This is a genomic window from Brevundimonas sp. G8 (genome assembly GCF_902506205.1).
Lineage (GTDB): Bacteria > Pseudomonadota > Alphaproteobacteria > Caulobacterales > Caulobacteraceae > Brevundimonas.
In genome coordinates this window covers 423,322-436,253 of sequence record NZ_LR732816.1, presented here as the reverse complement: position 1 = coordinate 436,253, position 12,932 = coordinate 423,322, and the positions used below count along the sequence as shown (strand labels likewise).

The following is a 12,932-nucleotide window of genomic DNA, read 5'->3' as shown; positions in this document are numbered from 1 at the left end:
TTGCGGGCTTATGAATGAGACCATCGCCAATCTCGTGGGATCGGCCGCAGCCATCTGCTCCGTGACCAGTTTCGCGCCCCAGGGGATCAAGATCTGGAAGGAGCGGGACGCCTCCGCCGTCAGTCTCAAGACCTATTCGCTCACGGTGTCCTGCTTCATCCTCTGGGTGGTCTATGGCGTCCTGACCCAGGCCTGGCCCGTTACCGTCGCGAACAGCTGCGCTTTGATCATGGCCTCAGGGGTGCTGGTCATGAAGTGGCGCTTTCGCGACGGCGATCCGAAGTCGGACGCCAAGGTCGCCGGGGGCGAACCCATCGCGGCCGGGCCCGATCGTGGACACAGGGCGTGTGTGGTCCCGCGGGAGGGAACGAACGCCCCGGCCTATGCGATTGATAGGGACAGGGAGAGCACGATGACCGTGGGTGCGGAAGAGGATGATCCTCGGCGGTCGCCGAACCGGAAACAGGCCGCTGACGCCCGCTCCGGCCTGGCCCAGGGCGGCCTGGGCGGAGCCGGGACCGAACTGTTGGACTCGGGCCAGGAGGAAGTCTTTTCCCGGGCGGAGGTCGAAGGCGGGCGCATCGAACATCATACCGGCGAGACGGCGACCCACGCGCGTCTCGAAGCCCGCAAGCCAGGGGAGATCTGACCGTGGCCGGTCTGCATGCGCCCCTGCCGACCACGACCATTCACCTGTGCGTCGACATGCAGCGGATGTTCGTCGAGGACACCGAATGGCGCACGCCGTGGGCCGAGCGGGTCATGCCCGTCCTCGTCAAGCTCTGCGAGGCCAAGGCCGACCGGACGATCTTCACCCGTTTCATCCCGGCGGCGTGCGTAGGGGAAGGGCAGGGCACCTGGCGCGACTACTGGCGCCGCTGGGCCTCGATGACCCTGGAGGCGATGGGCCCTTCAATGATCGATCTCGCCGGTCCGCTGCAGAGGTTCACGCCGCCCGGCCGCTTGATCGACAAGAGGGTCTATTCGCCGTGGCTGGGCACGGGGCTGGACGCTGAACTGCGCGCCCACGGCATAGACACCCTGGTGGTCACCGGCGCCGAAACCGACGTCTGCGTTCTGGCGGCGGTTCTGGGCGCCATCGATCTGGGATACCGGGTCGTGGTCGTCACCGACGCGGTCTGCAGTTCCGCCGATGACCCTCACGACCATCTGCTGGCCCTTTATCATGATCGGTTCGCCCAGCAGGTCGAAACCGCCGAATGCGCCGAGGTGCTCGATGGCTGGCGGTGAGGGAAACGCCTGGCGCCCGATCAGCCCGCCGCAGGCGCATGGCCCCCGCAACGGCGCCCTGCCGGCCTATGTGTCCAACGGCCTGATCGGTCTGCGCGTCCGCGAGATGGCGCTCGCCCCCGGCATGACCCTCGTCAACGGCGTCGCCGGCGAACATCCGGAGCGACGGATCGAGGCGGCTGCGCCGGTGCCCTATCCTTTGGCGGCCGACGTCTGCATCGAAGGCGTCTGGCTGTCGGACCAGCCCTGGTCCGTCACCGACCTGGTTCAGGACTACGACTTCGCCACCGGGGAATTGACCAGTCGCTGGACCGCCTGCCTCGGGGAGGTGACGGCGCAGTTCGAGGTGGTCACCTTTGCAAGCCGCACGGCCCCGACCGTGGTGCTGCAAGAGGTCTTTGTGCGACCCGACAGGGCGTGCGCGCTCCAGATTCGCGCGGTCGTTGCGACCGCCGGTCTGCGGGGGCGGGTGACGCGACGCCGCACCGATACGCCGGGCGAAGCCGAGCCCGCCTGCGACGGATCGCTGCTCTGGACCACCGAGGGCGACCTCTCGACCTGCGGGCTCGCCCTTTGGACCGAGCCCCGTCCGGAAGCGGCGCGGAGCGTCTCCGCCTGGGATGCGTCCGGGCCGCTCCAGACGGCCTACGACTTCGGGCGCGTCGGCAAACGGGGCGCCCGCCTGCGACAGATGGCGGCCCTGGTCCCCTCGCTGGTGCACGCCCGGCCGGACGAGGAGGCGGTGCGCCGCGTCGCGCGTGCGGCCGAGACCGGATTCGAGACCTTGCGCACCCGAAACCGCGAGGCCTGGCGCGCCCTATGGCGGGGCCGGATCGTGGTCGAGGGCGCCCGGCCCGAGCATCAGGCCCTGATCGACGCGGCCTTCTTCTATCTCAACAGTTCCGTCCACGCCGCCTCGCCGGCCGCGACCTCGATCTTCGGCCTGGCGACCTGGCATGACTATTCCTACTACTACGGCCATGTGATGTGGGACATCGACGCCTTCTGCGTCCCACCCCTGATCCTCAGCCAACCCGACGCCGCGCGCGCCCTGCTGGACTTCCGCAGTCGCGGCCTGGCCGCTGCGGGCGCCAACGCCCGCCTGTCGGGACGTCAGGGGCTGCAGTTCCCCTGGGAGGCGGCGCCCTCGACCGGGCAGGAGGCGACGCCCGGCGGCGGATCGGGCGCGGCGCACGAGGACCACGGATCGCTGCATGTCGCACGCGCCTTCAGTCTCTATGCCGATGCGACGGGCGACGCGGCCTTCCTGCGCGAGGAGGCCTGGCCGGTTCTGAGCGGGGTCGCGGACTGGATCGTCAGCCGGATGGTCCGAACCGCTCGCGGCTTTGAGTTGAAACGGGCCACCGGTCCGGCCGAGGTGCCGGTTCCGCCGGACAACGACGCCTTCACCCTGATGTTCGCCCAGGATGTTTTGAGGCGCGCCACGGCCGCCGCAGAGGCCCTGGGCAGGCCTTCGCCGGAGGCCTGGCGTCAGGTCTGCGACCAGCTCTACCTCCCCATCAGGGCGGATGGGGTGATCGCCGCCCATGACGGCTTCCGGATCGACGAGCCCAAGGGGGCCACGTCATCACCCCTGGCCGGCCTGTTTCCGGGCGGATATCCGGCCGGACCCGATGTGGCGAAGGCCACGCTCGACGTCTATCTGGCGCACTGGAAGGCCTATGTGGGTTCGCCGATGTTTCCAGCGCTGTATGCCGCCTGGGCGGCGCTCGCCGGCGATTGCGCCCTGGCGCTGACGCTGTTCGAAGAGGGATACGCAGCCTACGACGCCGGACGGTTCCACCAGTGTCTGGAGTATCGGGCCGACCACCCGGACAGCGCGACCGCGGCGGGACCCTTCTTCGCCAACCTCGGGGGGCTGCTGCTCGGCCTTGTCTACGGCCTGACCGGACTGGAAGCGCGCGGCGCGCCCGCCGACTGGCCCGCCCGGCCCGTGGTCCTTCCTGAGGGATGGAGGGCGATAACGGTGGAGCGCCTTTGGCTGGAAGGCCGACCTGTTCGTCTGCGCGCGGAGCACGGCGCTGAGCGCGCCGTCCTGTCGCGTCCGTGAGGCGGCGATGATCAGCCGCGACGTGACTTCGCAGGGTGCGGCTCGGTCCGGCAGGGAGGGGGCGTCATGAGACCGAGGACGCCCGTGCTGGGCTATCAGTTGCGCTTCCGTCAGGGGGGCGAGCCGGAGACCCTCATCGCCAGCGATGTCGCGGACGCCCTTCGCCAGGCCCGACGCCGGGCGTTTGCGCTGAAGGCGCCGGTCGGGGTCTGGCGCGACGGTCGTCTGGTCGTCGAATGTGAGCCGCCGCCGACCGAGGATTTTGACGGGATCGATCCGGGCCTGCGCGATCGCCTCGTCGCGGCGGGCGTCTATATTTTTTCGCAGCCGCAGGGTCCCGGTCGGACGTGACATCCACGCCCTCGTCGGCGGCTCCCGGCTAGCGGATGTCTTGTGGCGCGGCCGCGACCCCCGGCGTCACGGGGGCGAGCTCGGCGGCCTGCGACTTGGGCGCGGGCGCGTCGGCGACCACCGCGCCGTCGTCCGGGATCTCCGAAATCGACAGGATGGTCTCGCCCTCCGAGAGCAGAGGGGCGGCGGCGTCGGCCGCCTGAACATCCGTTTCCGACCGGACCTGGACGCTGCGCTCGCGGCCGTCGGTCTGTCCAATTCTCAAGGTGTAGAGACGCTCGGTCATGAAATGGTCCTTGCTGTGACGCCCGCCCTCTGACGGACCCTCGGGGTTGAAACCTCCCGGTCGGGGCGGTTGTTCCGGGCGCCGGGTCGCGCCGAACCGGGGACGGACGCCCGGAGGGCGTTGTCGGCAGGCCGCCCCTCGGCCTGTGGGGCCGCCTGCCGGGCGCGATCAGTGGGGTTTGAGCACGACCTTCGTCCACTCGTTCGGATTGTCGTGGAAGTTTTTGTAGGCCTCGGGGGCCTGCTCCAGCGGCAGGCGGTGGCTGATGAGGTCAGTGGTGTCGATCTTGCCGTCCAGGACAAGGTCCAGCAGTTGGGGCAGATATTTCTGCACATGCGTCTGGCCGGTCTTGATGGTCAGGCCCTTTTGCATGAGCGCGCCGATCGGCAGCTTGTCGCCGAGTCCGCCATAGACGCCCGGTATGGAGATCCGACCGCCCTTCCGGCAGGCCATGAGGGTTTCCCGCAGCACATGCGGACGGTCGGTGCCAAGCCTGGTCTCCTGCTTGACGGCGTCGATGACGTTGTCGGGTGAAAAGCCGTGCGCCTCCATGCCGACGGCGTCGATACAGGCGTCCGGACCGATGCCGGCGGTCATCTCCATCAGGGCTTCGCGGATCTTGACCTCGTGATAGTTGAGGACCTCCGCCCCGTTGGCTTTGGCGAGCTCAAGCCGGCGCGGGTGATGGTCGATGGCGATGATGCGTCCGGCGCCCATCAGTTTCGCGCTCTTGATCGCGAACAGGCCGACCGGACCGCAGCCCCAGATCGCCACCGTGTCGCCCGGCTCGATCCCGGCGTTCTCGGCCGCCATCCAGCCGGTGGGGAAGATGTCGGACAGGAACAGCACCCGCTCGTCCTCGATCCCGTCGGGCACGACGATCGGGCCGATGTCGGAATAGGGGACGCGAACATATTCCGCCTGGCCGCCGGCATAGCCGCCGGTCAGGTGGGAATAGCCGAACAGGCCGGCGGCCGGATAGCCGTAGGCGATCTCGGACGCATCGGACTTGTCGGCCGGATTGGAGTTGTCGCAGGCCGAAAACTGCTCTTTGCCGCAATGGAAGCAGGAGCCGCAGGCGATCACGAAGGGCACGACCACCTTCTGACCGACTTGAAGGCTGGTGTCGCCCCGGCCGATCTCGACGACCTCGCCCATGAACTCGTGGCCGAGGATGTCGCCATTGGACATGCCGGGGATGACGCTGTCGTAGAGGTGCAGGTCCGAGCCGCAGATGGCCGTGGCCGTGATCTTGATGATCGCATCGCGGGGGTTGATGATCTGAGGATCGGGGACCGTATCCACCTGAACATTGTGTTTGCCGTGCCAGGTCAGGGCGCGCATGGGACTTCCTTCCGGGATCAGAAATGACGATCGGCGCGCGGCGCCGCGTCGGGGGCCTTGGACGTCGGGACCTCGCCCGTTTCCATCAGTTGCTTGAAGCGCCGCAGTTCGCGCCGGGCCTGAACCCGGGGCTCTCGCTGCATGACCTTCGCGACCAGTTTGCCGACGGCGCCCGCAGGCGGGTCGTAGCTGATCAGAACGCGGACCTCGGTGCCTCGGCCGAAGGCGTTGTCGCGAAACGCGATCCAGCCCTCGTGATCGACGTCGCTGTCCTCGGTGGAGCGCCAGGCGATGTATTCGCCGGGACGGTCGTCGGTGATCTCGCTCACCAGTTCGATTTCCGCGCCCGCCGGACCGGCGACGGTCCAACTGGACCGGGCGTCGTCCAGCACATCGACCGACTTCACATTCTCCATGAAGCTGGGCAGGTTCCGGAAATCGCGCCAATAGTCATACAGCGCCTGACGCGGCCGGTTGATCATGACGGCGCGGATGCTGGTGGCGTCATAGGCGCCCTCCACATCATCCTTGTCGTTGAAGGCCGGCGACTGAACGTCGGCGTCGGTTGAGAGGGGTTCGGACATGGTCGAGGGCCTCCTTTTCGTTGAACGGTCGGGCTCAGCCGCCTGGGACAGGAACGCGTCGGCATGGCGGGCGAGACGGGCGCTCGCTCCTGCCTCTGTCGGCGGATGCGGCGCGTGAAAGCGTCGTTGCGGGTCTAGACAGACGCGGTAGCATTCGGCTCAGGCCTCGCCGTTGAACTCTCGGAACGCGGCCCGAAGGGTTTCGGCGTCGTCCGCCGAGCTTGGCGTGACCGAGACCGCGATCCGCCCTTCCACCGGCGCGTCCGATCTCGCCTCGACACTGGGATCTGCAGCTTCCAGATCGCCGCCGGACGCCCTGTCGCCCACCGTATTCTCTTGCCCATCGGGAGCGACCCGGATGGCGTCCCGGGCGACCCCATGGGTCTGAACAAGGCGTTCGACCACCATCTCGGCGTCTCGACGCGTTGCGAAGGTTGATGTGATCGGTGCGGTCATAGGTTTCCTCTCGGGTTGCTCAAAGCCGGGAACGCGCGTTCGCGTCTCAGGGTCCAAGAAAGTTGAAAGTCTTCGCCGCGCGACAAGAAGGCGTGTGTATTCGTCGGTCCTTCGCCAGGATATCGACTGCGCCCTACTGCCAACCCGCCCATCAAACGTGACATGGTGGAGAGCGAAACCGCACACAGGAACCGATCGGCCACGGTTGGTCTTACCTCACCACGCGAGATACGTTGGACGGGCCCAATAGGGCTCGGTTTGGGGCAGGGCCGGAATTTGATGCGCATCGGCGTCATCGCACATCTTAAATATCCCATCGCCGAGCCGTTCGCCGGCGGGCTGGAGATGCACACCCATCTGCTCTGTCGTCTGCTGCGGCGGCACGGCCATGACGTCACCCTCTTCGCGGCGACGCGATCCGATCCTGCGCTTGGCCTTGAGGCGATCTGCGAACAGACGGAGATGGCGAAGGTCGGGACCGCTGAAGCGGGCGACGTCGCCTTTTTCCGCGAGCATCATGCCTATCTGTCCCTGATGACGCGGCTGCGTCGAAGCCGCTTCGACGTGATCCACAACAACAGCCTGCACTATCTGCCGGTGTCGATGGCCGACACCCTGCCCATGCCCGTGGTGACCACGCTTCACACCCCGCCTTTCTGTTGGCTGGAAAGCGGGGTGCGCGAAAGCAGAGGCGGAAACATCCGTTATGTCGGCGTCTCGAAATCCATCAGGGCGAGCTGGCAGGACGTCGTGCCGCTGGATCATGTCATCCTGAACGGGATCGACCTCGAAAGCTTCCCGTTTCACGCCGAGACGTCCGGACCGCCGCATCTGATCTGGTACGGACGGATCGTTCCGGAAAAGGGGCTGCACCACGCCTTGGACGCCGCTCGCCTGGCCGGGCTGCCGCTCCGGGTCGCCGGGCCGATCGCCGACCCGGACTATCATCGCCGCGAAATCCTGCCGCGGCTGTCGTCCGACACCCTGTATCTCGGTCACCTCGACCACCGCGCTCTGGCGCGAGAGATCGGCCATGCCGCCGCTGCTCTGTGCACGCCGTGCTGGGACGAGCCCTACGGCCTCGTCGTCGCCGAGGCTCTGGCGAGCGGCACGCCCGTTGCGGCCTTTGCGCGGGGCGCCATACCGGAAATCCTCACGCCGGCCTGCGGCGTGCTGGCGTCGCCGGACGATCCCGCCGACCTCGCCCGCGCCGCCCGCGTTGCCGTCGGACTGTCGCGCCGCGCCTGCCGGGCGCGGGCCGAGCAGGCCTGCGACGCCGGTGAGATGGTGCGGCGATACGAGGCGCTCTATCGCGATCTGACGGCGGAACGGCTGGCCGTCGCCAATGACAGCCCTGCCGACCGGCTCACCGCGTGAGCGTCGTCCCCTTCTGTGTCTGCGTGCCCGCGCGGAACGAGGCTGACCGCCTTCCGCGCCTGCTCGATGCGCTCGCGCGCCAGACCGGCGTGGGCCGGGTGCGCGTGGCGCTCTGCATCAACAATACGACCGACGGGAGCCGGCGGCATGCCGAGGGGGTCGCCGCCGCCCATCGCGCCACACTGACGCTGTCCGTGGTCGAACACACGTTTCCGCCGGAGCACGCCCATGCGGGCAGCGCCCGGGCGGCGGCCATGGACCTGGGCCTGGAGCTCCTGGACGGGGAGGGGGTCCTTCTTTCGACCGACGCCGACGCCCGGCCGCCGACGGACTGGGTTTCAGCCAATCTCGCCGCCGTCTCTGGGGGAGCCGATCTCGTCGGGGGCGCCCTGTCGCTGGACGAGGACGAACCGGAGAGCCAGGCGCTCCAAAGCGGTTGGGCCGTCTGGCGCGATTACTGGCGGGAGGTGAGGGCGATCGAGGACGCCCTGGACCCGGTCCCCTGGGATCCGGCTCCCCGCCACGGCGACCACACCGGCGCCAGTCTCGCCATCACCGCTGCGGCCTACAGGGCGGCAGGCGGGACGCCGCTTTTGCCCACCGGCGAGGATCGCGCCCTGGTGCTGGCGGCCCAGCGCGCCGGCGCCAGACTGGTTCATCCACTCAGCGTATGGACCCGCGTCTCCGCGCGCGCGCACGGCCGGGCGCAGGACGGCATGGCCCAGGCCATGGCCCGCCTGGCGCGCCAGACGGCGGGACAGGAGCCCATGAGGGCGCCCGCCTTTCCCCATTGGCGGGCCCGCGCCTTGTGGCGCCGCGACCTTCGCCGTCTGCCCGACGGCGCGCAGCGGATCGCGGAGGCAGAGCCGCATCTGCCGCCCATGCCGCTGGACTATGCGCTGGAGCTGAATGGCAGGCCTCAACCCGACGGCATCGCGCCATGACCCGTCCGATCGGCTACTATGTCCACCATCAGGGGGAGGGGCATCGTCAACGCGCCCTTCAGGTCGCGGCCGCCGCGCCGACGCGGTTCGTCCTTCTGGGGACCGGGCTCGCGGGTCGTGGCGGCGAGGTCGCCGTGCTTGATCTACCCGACGACCGAGTGGACGCCGCCACGGGGTTCGGCGCGGACGGCGGACCGAATCTGCCCAAGGCGCTTCATTATGCGCCCTATGGCGTCGCGGGATTGCGCCAGCGGGTCGGCGACCTGTCGACATGGATCGCGACGGCCGCCCCGGCCCTCGTCGTGGTGGATGTGTCGGTCGAGGTGGCGCTCCTGGCCAGGCTGGCGTCGACGCCGGTCGTCTATGTGCGGCTGTCCGGCGCGCGAACGGATACAGCCCATCTGGAGGCCTTCCGGGGTGCAGAGGCTCTGCTCGCGCCCTGGCACCCAAGGCTGGAGCATCCCGATACGCCAGACTGGGTGCGTGCGCGGACCCGTTACTTTGCGCCGTCGCGACGCGCAGAGGTCGGTTCGGGCGATCACGACGCGGTCCTGGTCGTTCACGGGCGAGGCGGCGCGCCGATCGACGGGGACCGACTGGCCGCAGCCGCCTCCGCGACGCCGAACCTGCAATGGACGGTGATCGGGCCTGTGACGCCGCCGTGTCACGCGCCGCCAAATTTGGTGTTGAAGGGCTGGATTGAGGATGTGAACTCGGAAATCCAGAAGGCCGGCGTCGTTGTCGGAGCGGCGGGCGACGGCCTTGTCGACGCCGTTCTCGGAGCGGATCGTCCGTTCGTCTGCCTGCCGGAACCTCGACCCTATGAGGAGCAGGCGGCCAAGGCTGCAGGGCTTGCCCAGGCCGGCGCGGCCGTCGTCTTGGCCGCATGGCCCGAACCTAAGGCTTGGCCGGGGATTATTGCTTCGGCGCGGAGCCTTGACCCGCAGGCCCGACACGATCTGCGCGGGGAGGGCGTCGAGGCCGCCGGCCGTTGGCTGGTCGAACTGGCGGATCGAAGACGAGAGGATAATGATGCCTGACGCGCCTGCAGCCGTCCCGGACGTGTCGGCGGGCGACGTTCACGACGCCCTGGCGGCGCTCGGCGAGCGCTACGACGCCTCGCCGCGCTTTCCGGTCGACAGCCTGGCGCTGCTCCGGACGCTCGGCCTGCACCGGCGCTACGCCCCGGCAGCCAGCGGCGGCGAAGCCTTCGCCACGCCGGCCCTGAAAGCCTTGGCCCTCCTGGACGATCTGCGCCGGGTGGGGCGCGCGGACCTGAGCGTGGGCCGTCTCTTCGAGGGCCATGTCAATGCGCTGGCCCTGTTCGACTGGTATGGAGACCCCGAGCAGAAGCTCTGGCTGGCGGATGTACTCGCCGCCGGCGGCTGGTTCGGGGTCTGGGCCACGGAACCCCAGCCGGGCGTCCAGCTTCGGGAGGGCCGGCTGTCGGGCGCCAAGATGTTCGCCACTGGGGCGGGCGGGCTCGCCTATGCCGTCGTCACCGTTCAGCCCGGCGAGGGACCGCGTCGTCTGGCCGTCGTGCCGGCGGATTGCGGCGAGCGGGCCGATCTCACGGGATGGCGCGTCCGCGGCATGCGGGCGACCCTGAGCGGTCGATATGACGTCACCGATCTGCCGGTGACGGACCTGAACCTTTTGGGGGAGCCGGGCGACTACGACCGCGAACCCCGCTTCACCGCCGGCGCCTGGCGCTTCACGGCGGTCCAGCTCGGCGGCGTCGAGGAGCTCGTCCTGGCGATGCGCGCGGCCCTGTCCGAACCGGCGCGTCGCGATCCGTTGCAGCGCGCCAAATTCGCCGAGGCGGTCGTCGCCGCCCGCACCGCCTATCTGTGGGTTCGCGAAGCTGCCGAGCGGGCCGCGACGGAAGCCACCGACGCGGCGGATTTTGCGCGGGCGACCCGCGGCGTCGTCGAGCGAAGCGCGCTGGATGTGATGGAGCTCGCGGCCCGGGCGACGGGAACCCGCAGCGCCTTCGACGGCGAACGGCTGGACAAGATCATCCGCGATCTCAGCCTCTATCTTCGCCAGGCCGGACCGGACCATGCGCGCGACGAGGCGGCCAAGACCTGGCTGGATCACGATCTTTGGGGCGCGGGAGACGCCCTGTGGTGAGCGCCAAGCTTGGGCCGGTCGGCGCCGCGCCGCTGGCCCGGTCGCGCTGGGCCCGGGCGCGATGGCTCGTCCTGGCCCCGCATGCCGATGACGAGACGCTTGGCGCCGGCGCCCTGATCCAGCAGGCGGCGGGAGAGGGACGTCTCGGCGGCGTGGTCATCGTGACGGACGGCGGCGCCTCCCATCCCCATGCCGACGATCGCGCGCGCCGCCGCCTGGTCGCGATCCGCAGAGTGGAGGCGCGCCGAGCGATCCACCGGCTGACAGGGCGCGCGACCGCGCAGCCGATCTTCCTTGATTGGCCGGACGCTGCGCCGCCGGTCGTGGGCGACGCCCGGTTCGAGGCGAGCGCGCGCCGTCTCGCCTGGCTCTGTCGCCGCCTCCGCATCGACGCGGTCGCCGTCACGGCGGTGTCCGAACCCCATTGCGATCACGAAGCCGCAGGACGGTTGGCGCGTCGGGTGGTCAGTCTGGCCCGGCGGCCGGTCGCCCTGTTCGAATATGGCGTCTGGGCGCGGCCGGCGGCGCAGGGCGATCTTCAGTTGGCGACCCGGCCTTTGGCGGCCGGCCGAAGAGCCCTGGCGCTTGCCGCGCATCGGAGCCAACGCACGTCGATGATGGGCCCGGGATTCCGTTTGGAGACGCCGGATCGGCTCTCGGCCGCTTGCGACCGACTTTATCTGCGAAAGGCGCCCCATGGCTGATCCCTCCCTCGGCGCGGACTATTTTGAGGAAGTCTTCGCGGGCGATCCCGACCCCTGGGGGTTGGACAGCCGCCCCTACGAAGCCGAGAAACACGCCCGAACGGTCGCGAGCCTGGGCGACCGAAGGTTCCGGCGCGGCCTTGAGGTCGGATGCGCCGGCGGCGCCCTGACGGCGCGGCTGGCGGACCGATGCGAGGCGCTGGTGGCGCTCGACATCAGCCGGACCGCCCTGGATCGGGCCCGGCGTCGACTGGGACATCGTCCCCAGCTCGTGTTTCGCCAAGCCGCCTTTCCGCACGGCATGGACCTCGCCGGCCCCTTCGACCTGATCGTCCTGTCCGAAGTCGCCTACTATTGGAGCGACGAGGACCTGGCCGCAGCGGCGGAGTTCGTCCGCGCCCATCTCGTGTCCGGCGGACTGGTCCTTCTGGTGCACTGGACGGGAGAGACCGACTATCCCCAGACGGGAGACGGCGCGGTCACCAAGCTGTGGCGCGACCTTGAAGACAGTCTCACCGTGTCTCTCGATGAGCGTCAGCCCGCCTATCGGCTCGATCTGTGGAGGCGACCATGAGCCTGAGCGTCCTGACCCTGGTCCGCAATCGCCAGGCCCACCTCGACCAGCTGATTGCGGGTCTTGATCGCAGCGTCGTGACGCCGGCCGAGCTGATCATCATCGACATGAGCGATCGGGCCATTTCGACGCCGACGGCGGGCTTTCCGATCCGCATCGAGCGCCTTGCGGGGGAGAGGCTGCCTCTGGCGGCGGCGCGCAACAGGAGCGCCGCCTTGGCCCAAGGCGACCAACTGCTGTTCCTCGACGTCGACTGTATCGCGGCGGGCGGGACCTGCGGCGTTGTCGCCGGTCTGCTGGAGGCCGAGGACGTCGTGGCCTGTCCCAAGGTCCTTTACCTGCCGTCCGGCGCGGCGCATGCGGCCTGGACGGAAACGGATCTCGATCAGGCGGGCGTCGCGCATCCGGTGCGACGGTTTCCCGCGCAGGGCGCACGGATCGAAACCAATCCCGGCCTGCTCTGGTCCCTGGCCTTCGGCATGCGTCGCTCGACCTTCTTCGCCGTCGGCGGCTTCGACGAAGCCTTTGTCGGCTATGGGGCGGAAGACACGGATCTGGGATTCAGGGTCGCCAAGGCGGGCGTGCCCATGATCTTCACGGGCGACGGCGCGGTCTATCACCAGCATCACGACGCCTATGACCCGCCGCTTCAGCACTTCGCCGCCCTGGTGGCCAACGCCCGCACCTTCCATCACCGCTGGGGGGTCTGGCCGATGGACGGCTGGCTCGCCGATATGCGGGCGATGGGCCTGATCGACTGGACATCGGACGACCTGCGGGTCTTGAGGCCGCCCACGGCCGAGGAGCTCGCCGCCGCCAAGCGGCCTTCGAGCGCGGTCTTCTAGCCGCAGCGCCGG

14 protein-coding genes and 1 pseudogene are annotated in these 12,932 nt (G+C 69.2%); 11 read left to right on the top strand and 4 right to left on the bottom strand.

Features of this window, described 5'->3' with window-relative positions:
• Window positions 1-10: 10 nt before the first annotated feature.
• The 4 genes and pseudogenes from CHRYSEO8AT_RS02105 to CHRYSEO8AT_RS02090 all read left to right on the top strand — a co-directional run.
• Window positions 11-280: pseudogene (locus tag CHRYSEO8AT_RS02105) on the top strand (SemiSWEET family sugar transporter); the annotation flags it as partial.
• Window positions 281-651: 371 nt separating this feature from the next.
• Window positions 652-1,251, top strand: a complete 600-nt coding sequence (locus tag CHRYSEO8AT_RS02100; protein WP_236547387.1) for a cysteine hydrolase family protein — start codon at window positions 652-654, stop codon at window positions 1,249-1,251.
• Window positions 1,238-3,322: a glycoside hydrolase family 65 protein gene (locus tag CHRYSEO8AT_RS02095; protein WP_159845561.1), complete on the top strand. Its 2,085-nt coding sequence runs from the start codon at window positions 1,238-1,240 to the stop codon at window positions 3,320-3,322. Before CHRYSEO8AT_RS02100 ends, CHRYSEO8AT_RS02095 begins: the two co-directional genes overlap by 14 nt.
• 66 nt (window positions 3,323-3,388) lie before the next feature.
• The gene (locus CHRYSEO8AT_RS02090; RefSeq protein WP_159845558.1) at window positions 3,389-3,673 is read left to right on the top strand and encodes a hypothetical protein; all 285 of its coding nucleotides are present in this window, start codon (window positions 3,389-3,391) and stop codon (window positions 3,671-3,673) included.
• A gap of 28 nt (window positions 3,674-3,701) precedes the next feature.
• Here the strand turns inward: CHRYSEO8AT_RS02090 and CHRYSEO8AT_RS02085 are convergent, their stop codons facing one another.
• The 4 genes from CHRYSEO8AT_RS02085 to CHRYSEO8AT_RS02070 form a co-directional block, all read right to left on the bottom strand.
• A complete protein-coding gene (locus tag CHRYSEO8AT_RS02085) occupies window positions 3,702-3,959 on the bottom strand; it encodes a hypothetical protein (protein ID WP_159845555.1) in 258 nt (85 codons plus the stop codon).
• 168 nt (window positions 3,960-4,127) lie between these two features.
• On the bottom strand, window positions 4,128-5,303 hold the full coding sequence (locus CHRYSEO8AT_RS02080; protein ID WP_159845552.1) for a zinc-dependent alcohol dehydrogenase: 1,176 nt from the start codon (window positions 5,301-5,303) through the stop codon (window positions 4,128-4,130).
• A gap of 17 nt (window positions 5,304-5,320) precedes the next feature.
• Entirely contained in the window at window positions 5,321-5,887 is a 567-nt protein-coding gene (locus tag CHRYSEO8AT_RS02075; RefSeq protein ID WP_159845549.1) for an SRPBCC family protein, read from the bottom strand.
• 159 nt (window positions 5,888-6,046) lie between these two features.
• Window positions 6,047-6,343 (bottom strand): hypothetical protein, encoded by a 297-nt coding sequence (locus CHRYSEO8AT_RS02070; protein WP_159845546.1) that lies wholly within the window; start codon window positions 6,341-6,343, stop codon window positions 6,047-6,049.
• Between the two features lie 279 nt (window positions 6,344-6,622).
• Here CHRYSEO8AT_RS02070 and CHRYSEO8AT_RS02065 point away from each other — a divergent pair, with 279 nt between their 5' ends.
• The 7 genes from CHRYSEO8AT_RS02065 to CHRYSEO8AT_RS02035 are packed head-to-tail and all read left to right on the top strand — an operon-like array spanning window position 6,623 to window position 12,920.
• Window positions 6,623-7,720: a glycosyltransferase family 4 protein gene (locus CHRYSEO8AT_RS02065; protein WP_159845543.1), complete on the top strand. Its 1,098-nt coding sequence runs from the start codon at window positions 6,623-6,625 to the stop codon at window positions 7,718-7,720.
• Window positions 7,717-8,664 carry a glycosyltransferase family 2 protein gene (locus tag CHRYSEO8AT_RS02060; RefSeq protein WP_201304329.1) on the top strand — a complete coding sequence of 316 codons (948 nt, stop codon included), beginning with the start codon at window positions 7,717-7,719 and terminating at the stop codon, window positions 8,662-8,664. The genes CHRYSEO8AT_RS02065 and CHRYSEO8AT_RS02060 overlap by 4 nt, the downstream gene beginning before the upstream one ends.
• Window positions 8,661-9,704 carry a glycosyltransferase gene (locus tag CHRYSEO8AT_RS02055; protein WP_159845540.1) on the top strand — a complete coding sequence of 348 codons (1,044 nt, stop codon included), beginning with the start codon at window positions 8,661-8,663 and terminating at the stop codon, window positions 9,702-9,704. The genes CHRYSEO8AT_RS02060 and CHRYSEO8AT_RS02055 overlap by 4 nt, the downstream gene beginning before the upstream one ends.
• Window positions 9,697-10,797 (top strand): acyl-CoA dehydrogenase family protein, encoded by a 1,101-nt coding sequence (locus CHRYSEO8AT_RS02050; RefSeq protein ID WP_201304328.1) that lies wholly within the window; start codon window positions 9,697-9,699, stop codon window positions 10,795-10,797. Before CHRYSEO8AT_RS02055 ends, CHRYSEO8AT_RS02050 begins: the two co-directional genes overlap by 8 nt.
• A complete protein-coding gene (locus tag CHRYSEO8AT_RS02045; RefSeq protein ID WP_201304327.1) occupies window positions 10,794-11,501 on the top strand; it encodes a PIG-L deacetylase family protein in 708 nt (235 codons plus the stop codon). The genes CHRYSEO8AT_RS02050 and CHRYSEO8AT_RS02045 overlap by 4 nt, the downstream gene beginning before the upstream one ends.
• Window positions 11,494-12,075 (top strand): class I SAM-dependent methyltransferase, encoded by a 582-nt coding sequence (locus tag CHRYSEO8AT_RS02040; RefSeq protein ID WP_159845534.1) that lies wholly within the window; start codon window positions 11,494-11,496, stop codon window positions 12,073-12,075. The genes CHRYSEO8AT_RS02045 and CHRYSEO8AT_RS02040 overlap by 8 nt, the downstream gene beginning before the upstream one ends.
• Complete coding sequence (locus tag CHRYSEO8AT_RS02035; RefSeq protein WP_159845531.1) at window positions 12,072-12,920, top strand: glycosyltransferase family 2 protein; 849 nt, start codon at window positions 12,072-12,074, stop codon at window positions 12,918-12,920. The genes CHRYSEO8AT_RS02040 and CHRYSEO8AT_RS02035 overlap by 4 nt, the downstream gene beginning before the upstream one ends.
• Window positions 12,921-12,932: the final 12 nt, after the last annotated feature.

Coding starts and splice junctions, on each gene's coding strand:
- CHRYSEO8AT_RS02070 (WP_159845546.1), bottom strand. CDS start 6,343: ATGACCGCACCGATCACATCAACCTTCGCAACGCGTCGAGACGCCGAG.
- CHRYSEO8AT_RS02075 (WP_159845549.1), bottom strand. CDS start 5,887: ATGTCCGAACCCCTCTCAACCGACGCCGACGTTCAGTCGCCGGCCTTC.
- CHRYSEO8AT_RS02085 (WP_159845555.1), bottom strand. CDS start 3,959: ATGACCGAGCGTCTCTACACCTTGAGAATTGGACAGACCGACGGCCGC.
- CHRYSEO8AT_RS02080 (WP_159845552.1), bottom strand. CDS start 5,303: ATGCGCGCCCTGACCTGGCACGGCAAACACAATGTTCAGGTGGATACG.
- CHRYSEO8AT_RS02065 (WP_159845543.1), top strand. CDS start 6,623: ATGCGCATCGGCGTCATCGCACATCTTAAATATCCCATCGCCGAGCCG.
- CHRYSEO8AT_RS02090 (WP_159845558.1), top strand. CDS start 3,389: ATGAGACCGAGGACGCCCGTGCTGGGCTATCAGTTGCGCTTCCGTCAG.
- CHRYSEO8AT_RS02035 (WP_159845531.1), top strand. CDS start 12,072: ATGAGCCTGAGCGTCCTGACCCTGGTCCGCAATCGCCAGGCCCACCTC.
- CHRYSEO8AT_RS02040 (WP_159845534.1), top strand. CDS start 11,494: ATGGCTGATCCCTCCCTCGGCGCGGACTATTTTGAGGAAGTCTTCGCG.
- CHRYSEO8AT_RS02050 (WP_201304328.1), top strand. CDS start 9,697: ATGCCTGACGCGCCTGCAGCCGTCCCGGACGTGTCGGCGGGCGACGTT.
- CHRYSEO8AT_RS02055 (WP_159845540.1), top strand. CDS start 8,661: ATGACCCGTCCGATCGGCTACTATGTCCACCATCAGGGGGAGGGGCAT.
- CHRYSEO8AT_RS02095 (WP_159845561.1), top strand. CDS start 1,238: ATGGCTGGCGGTGAGGGAAACGCCTGGCGCCCGATCAGCCCGCCGCAG.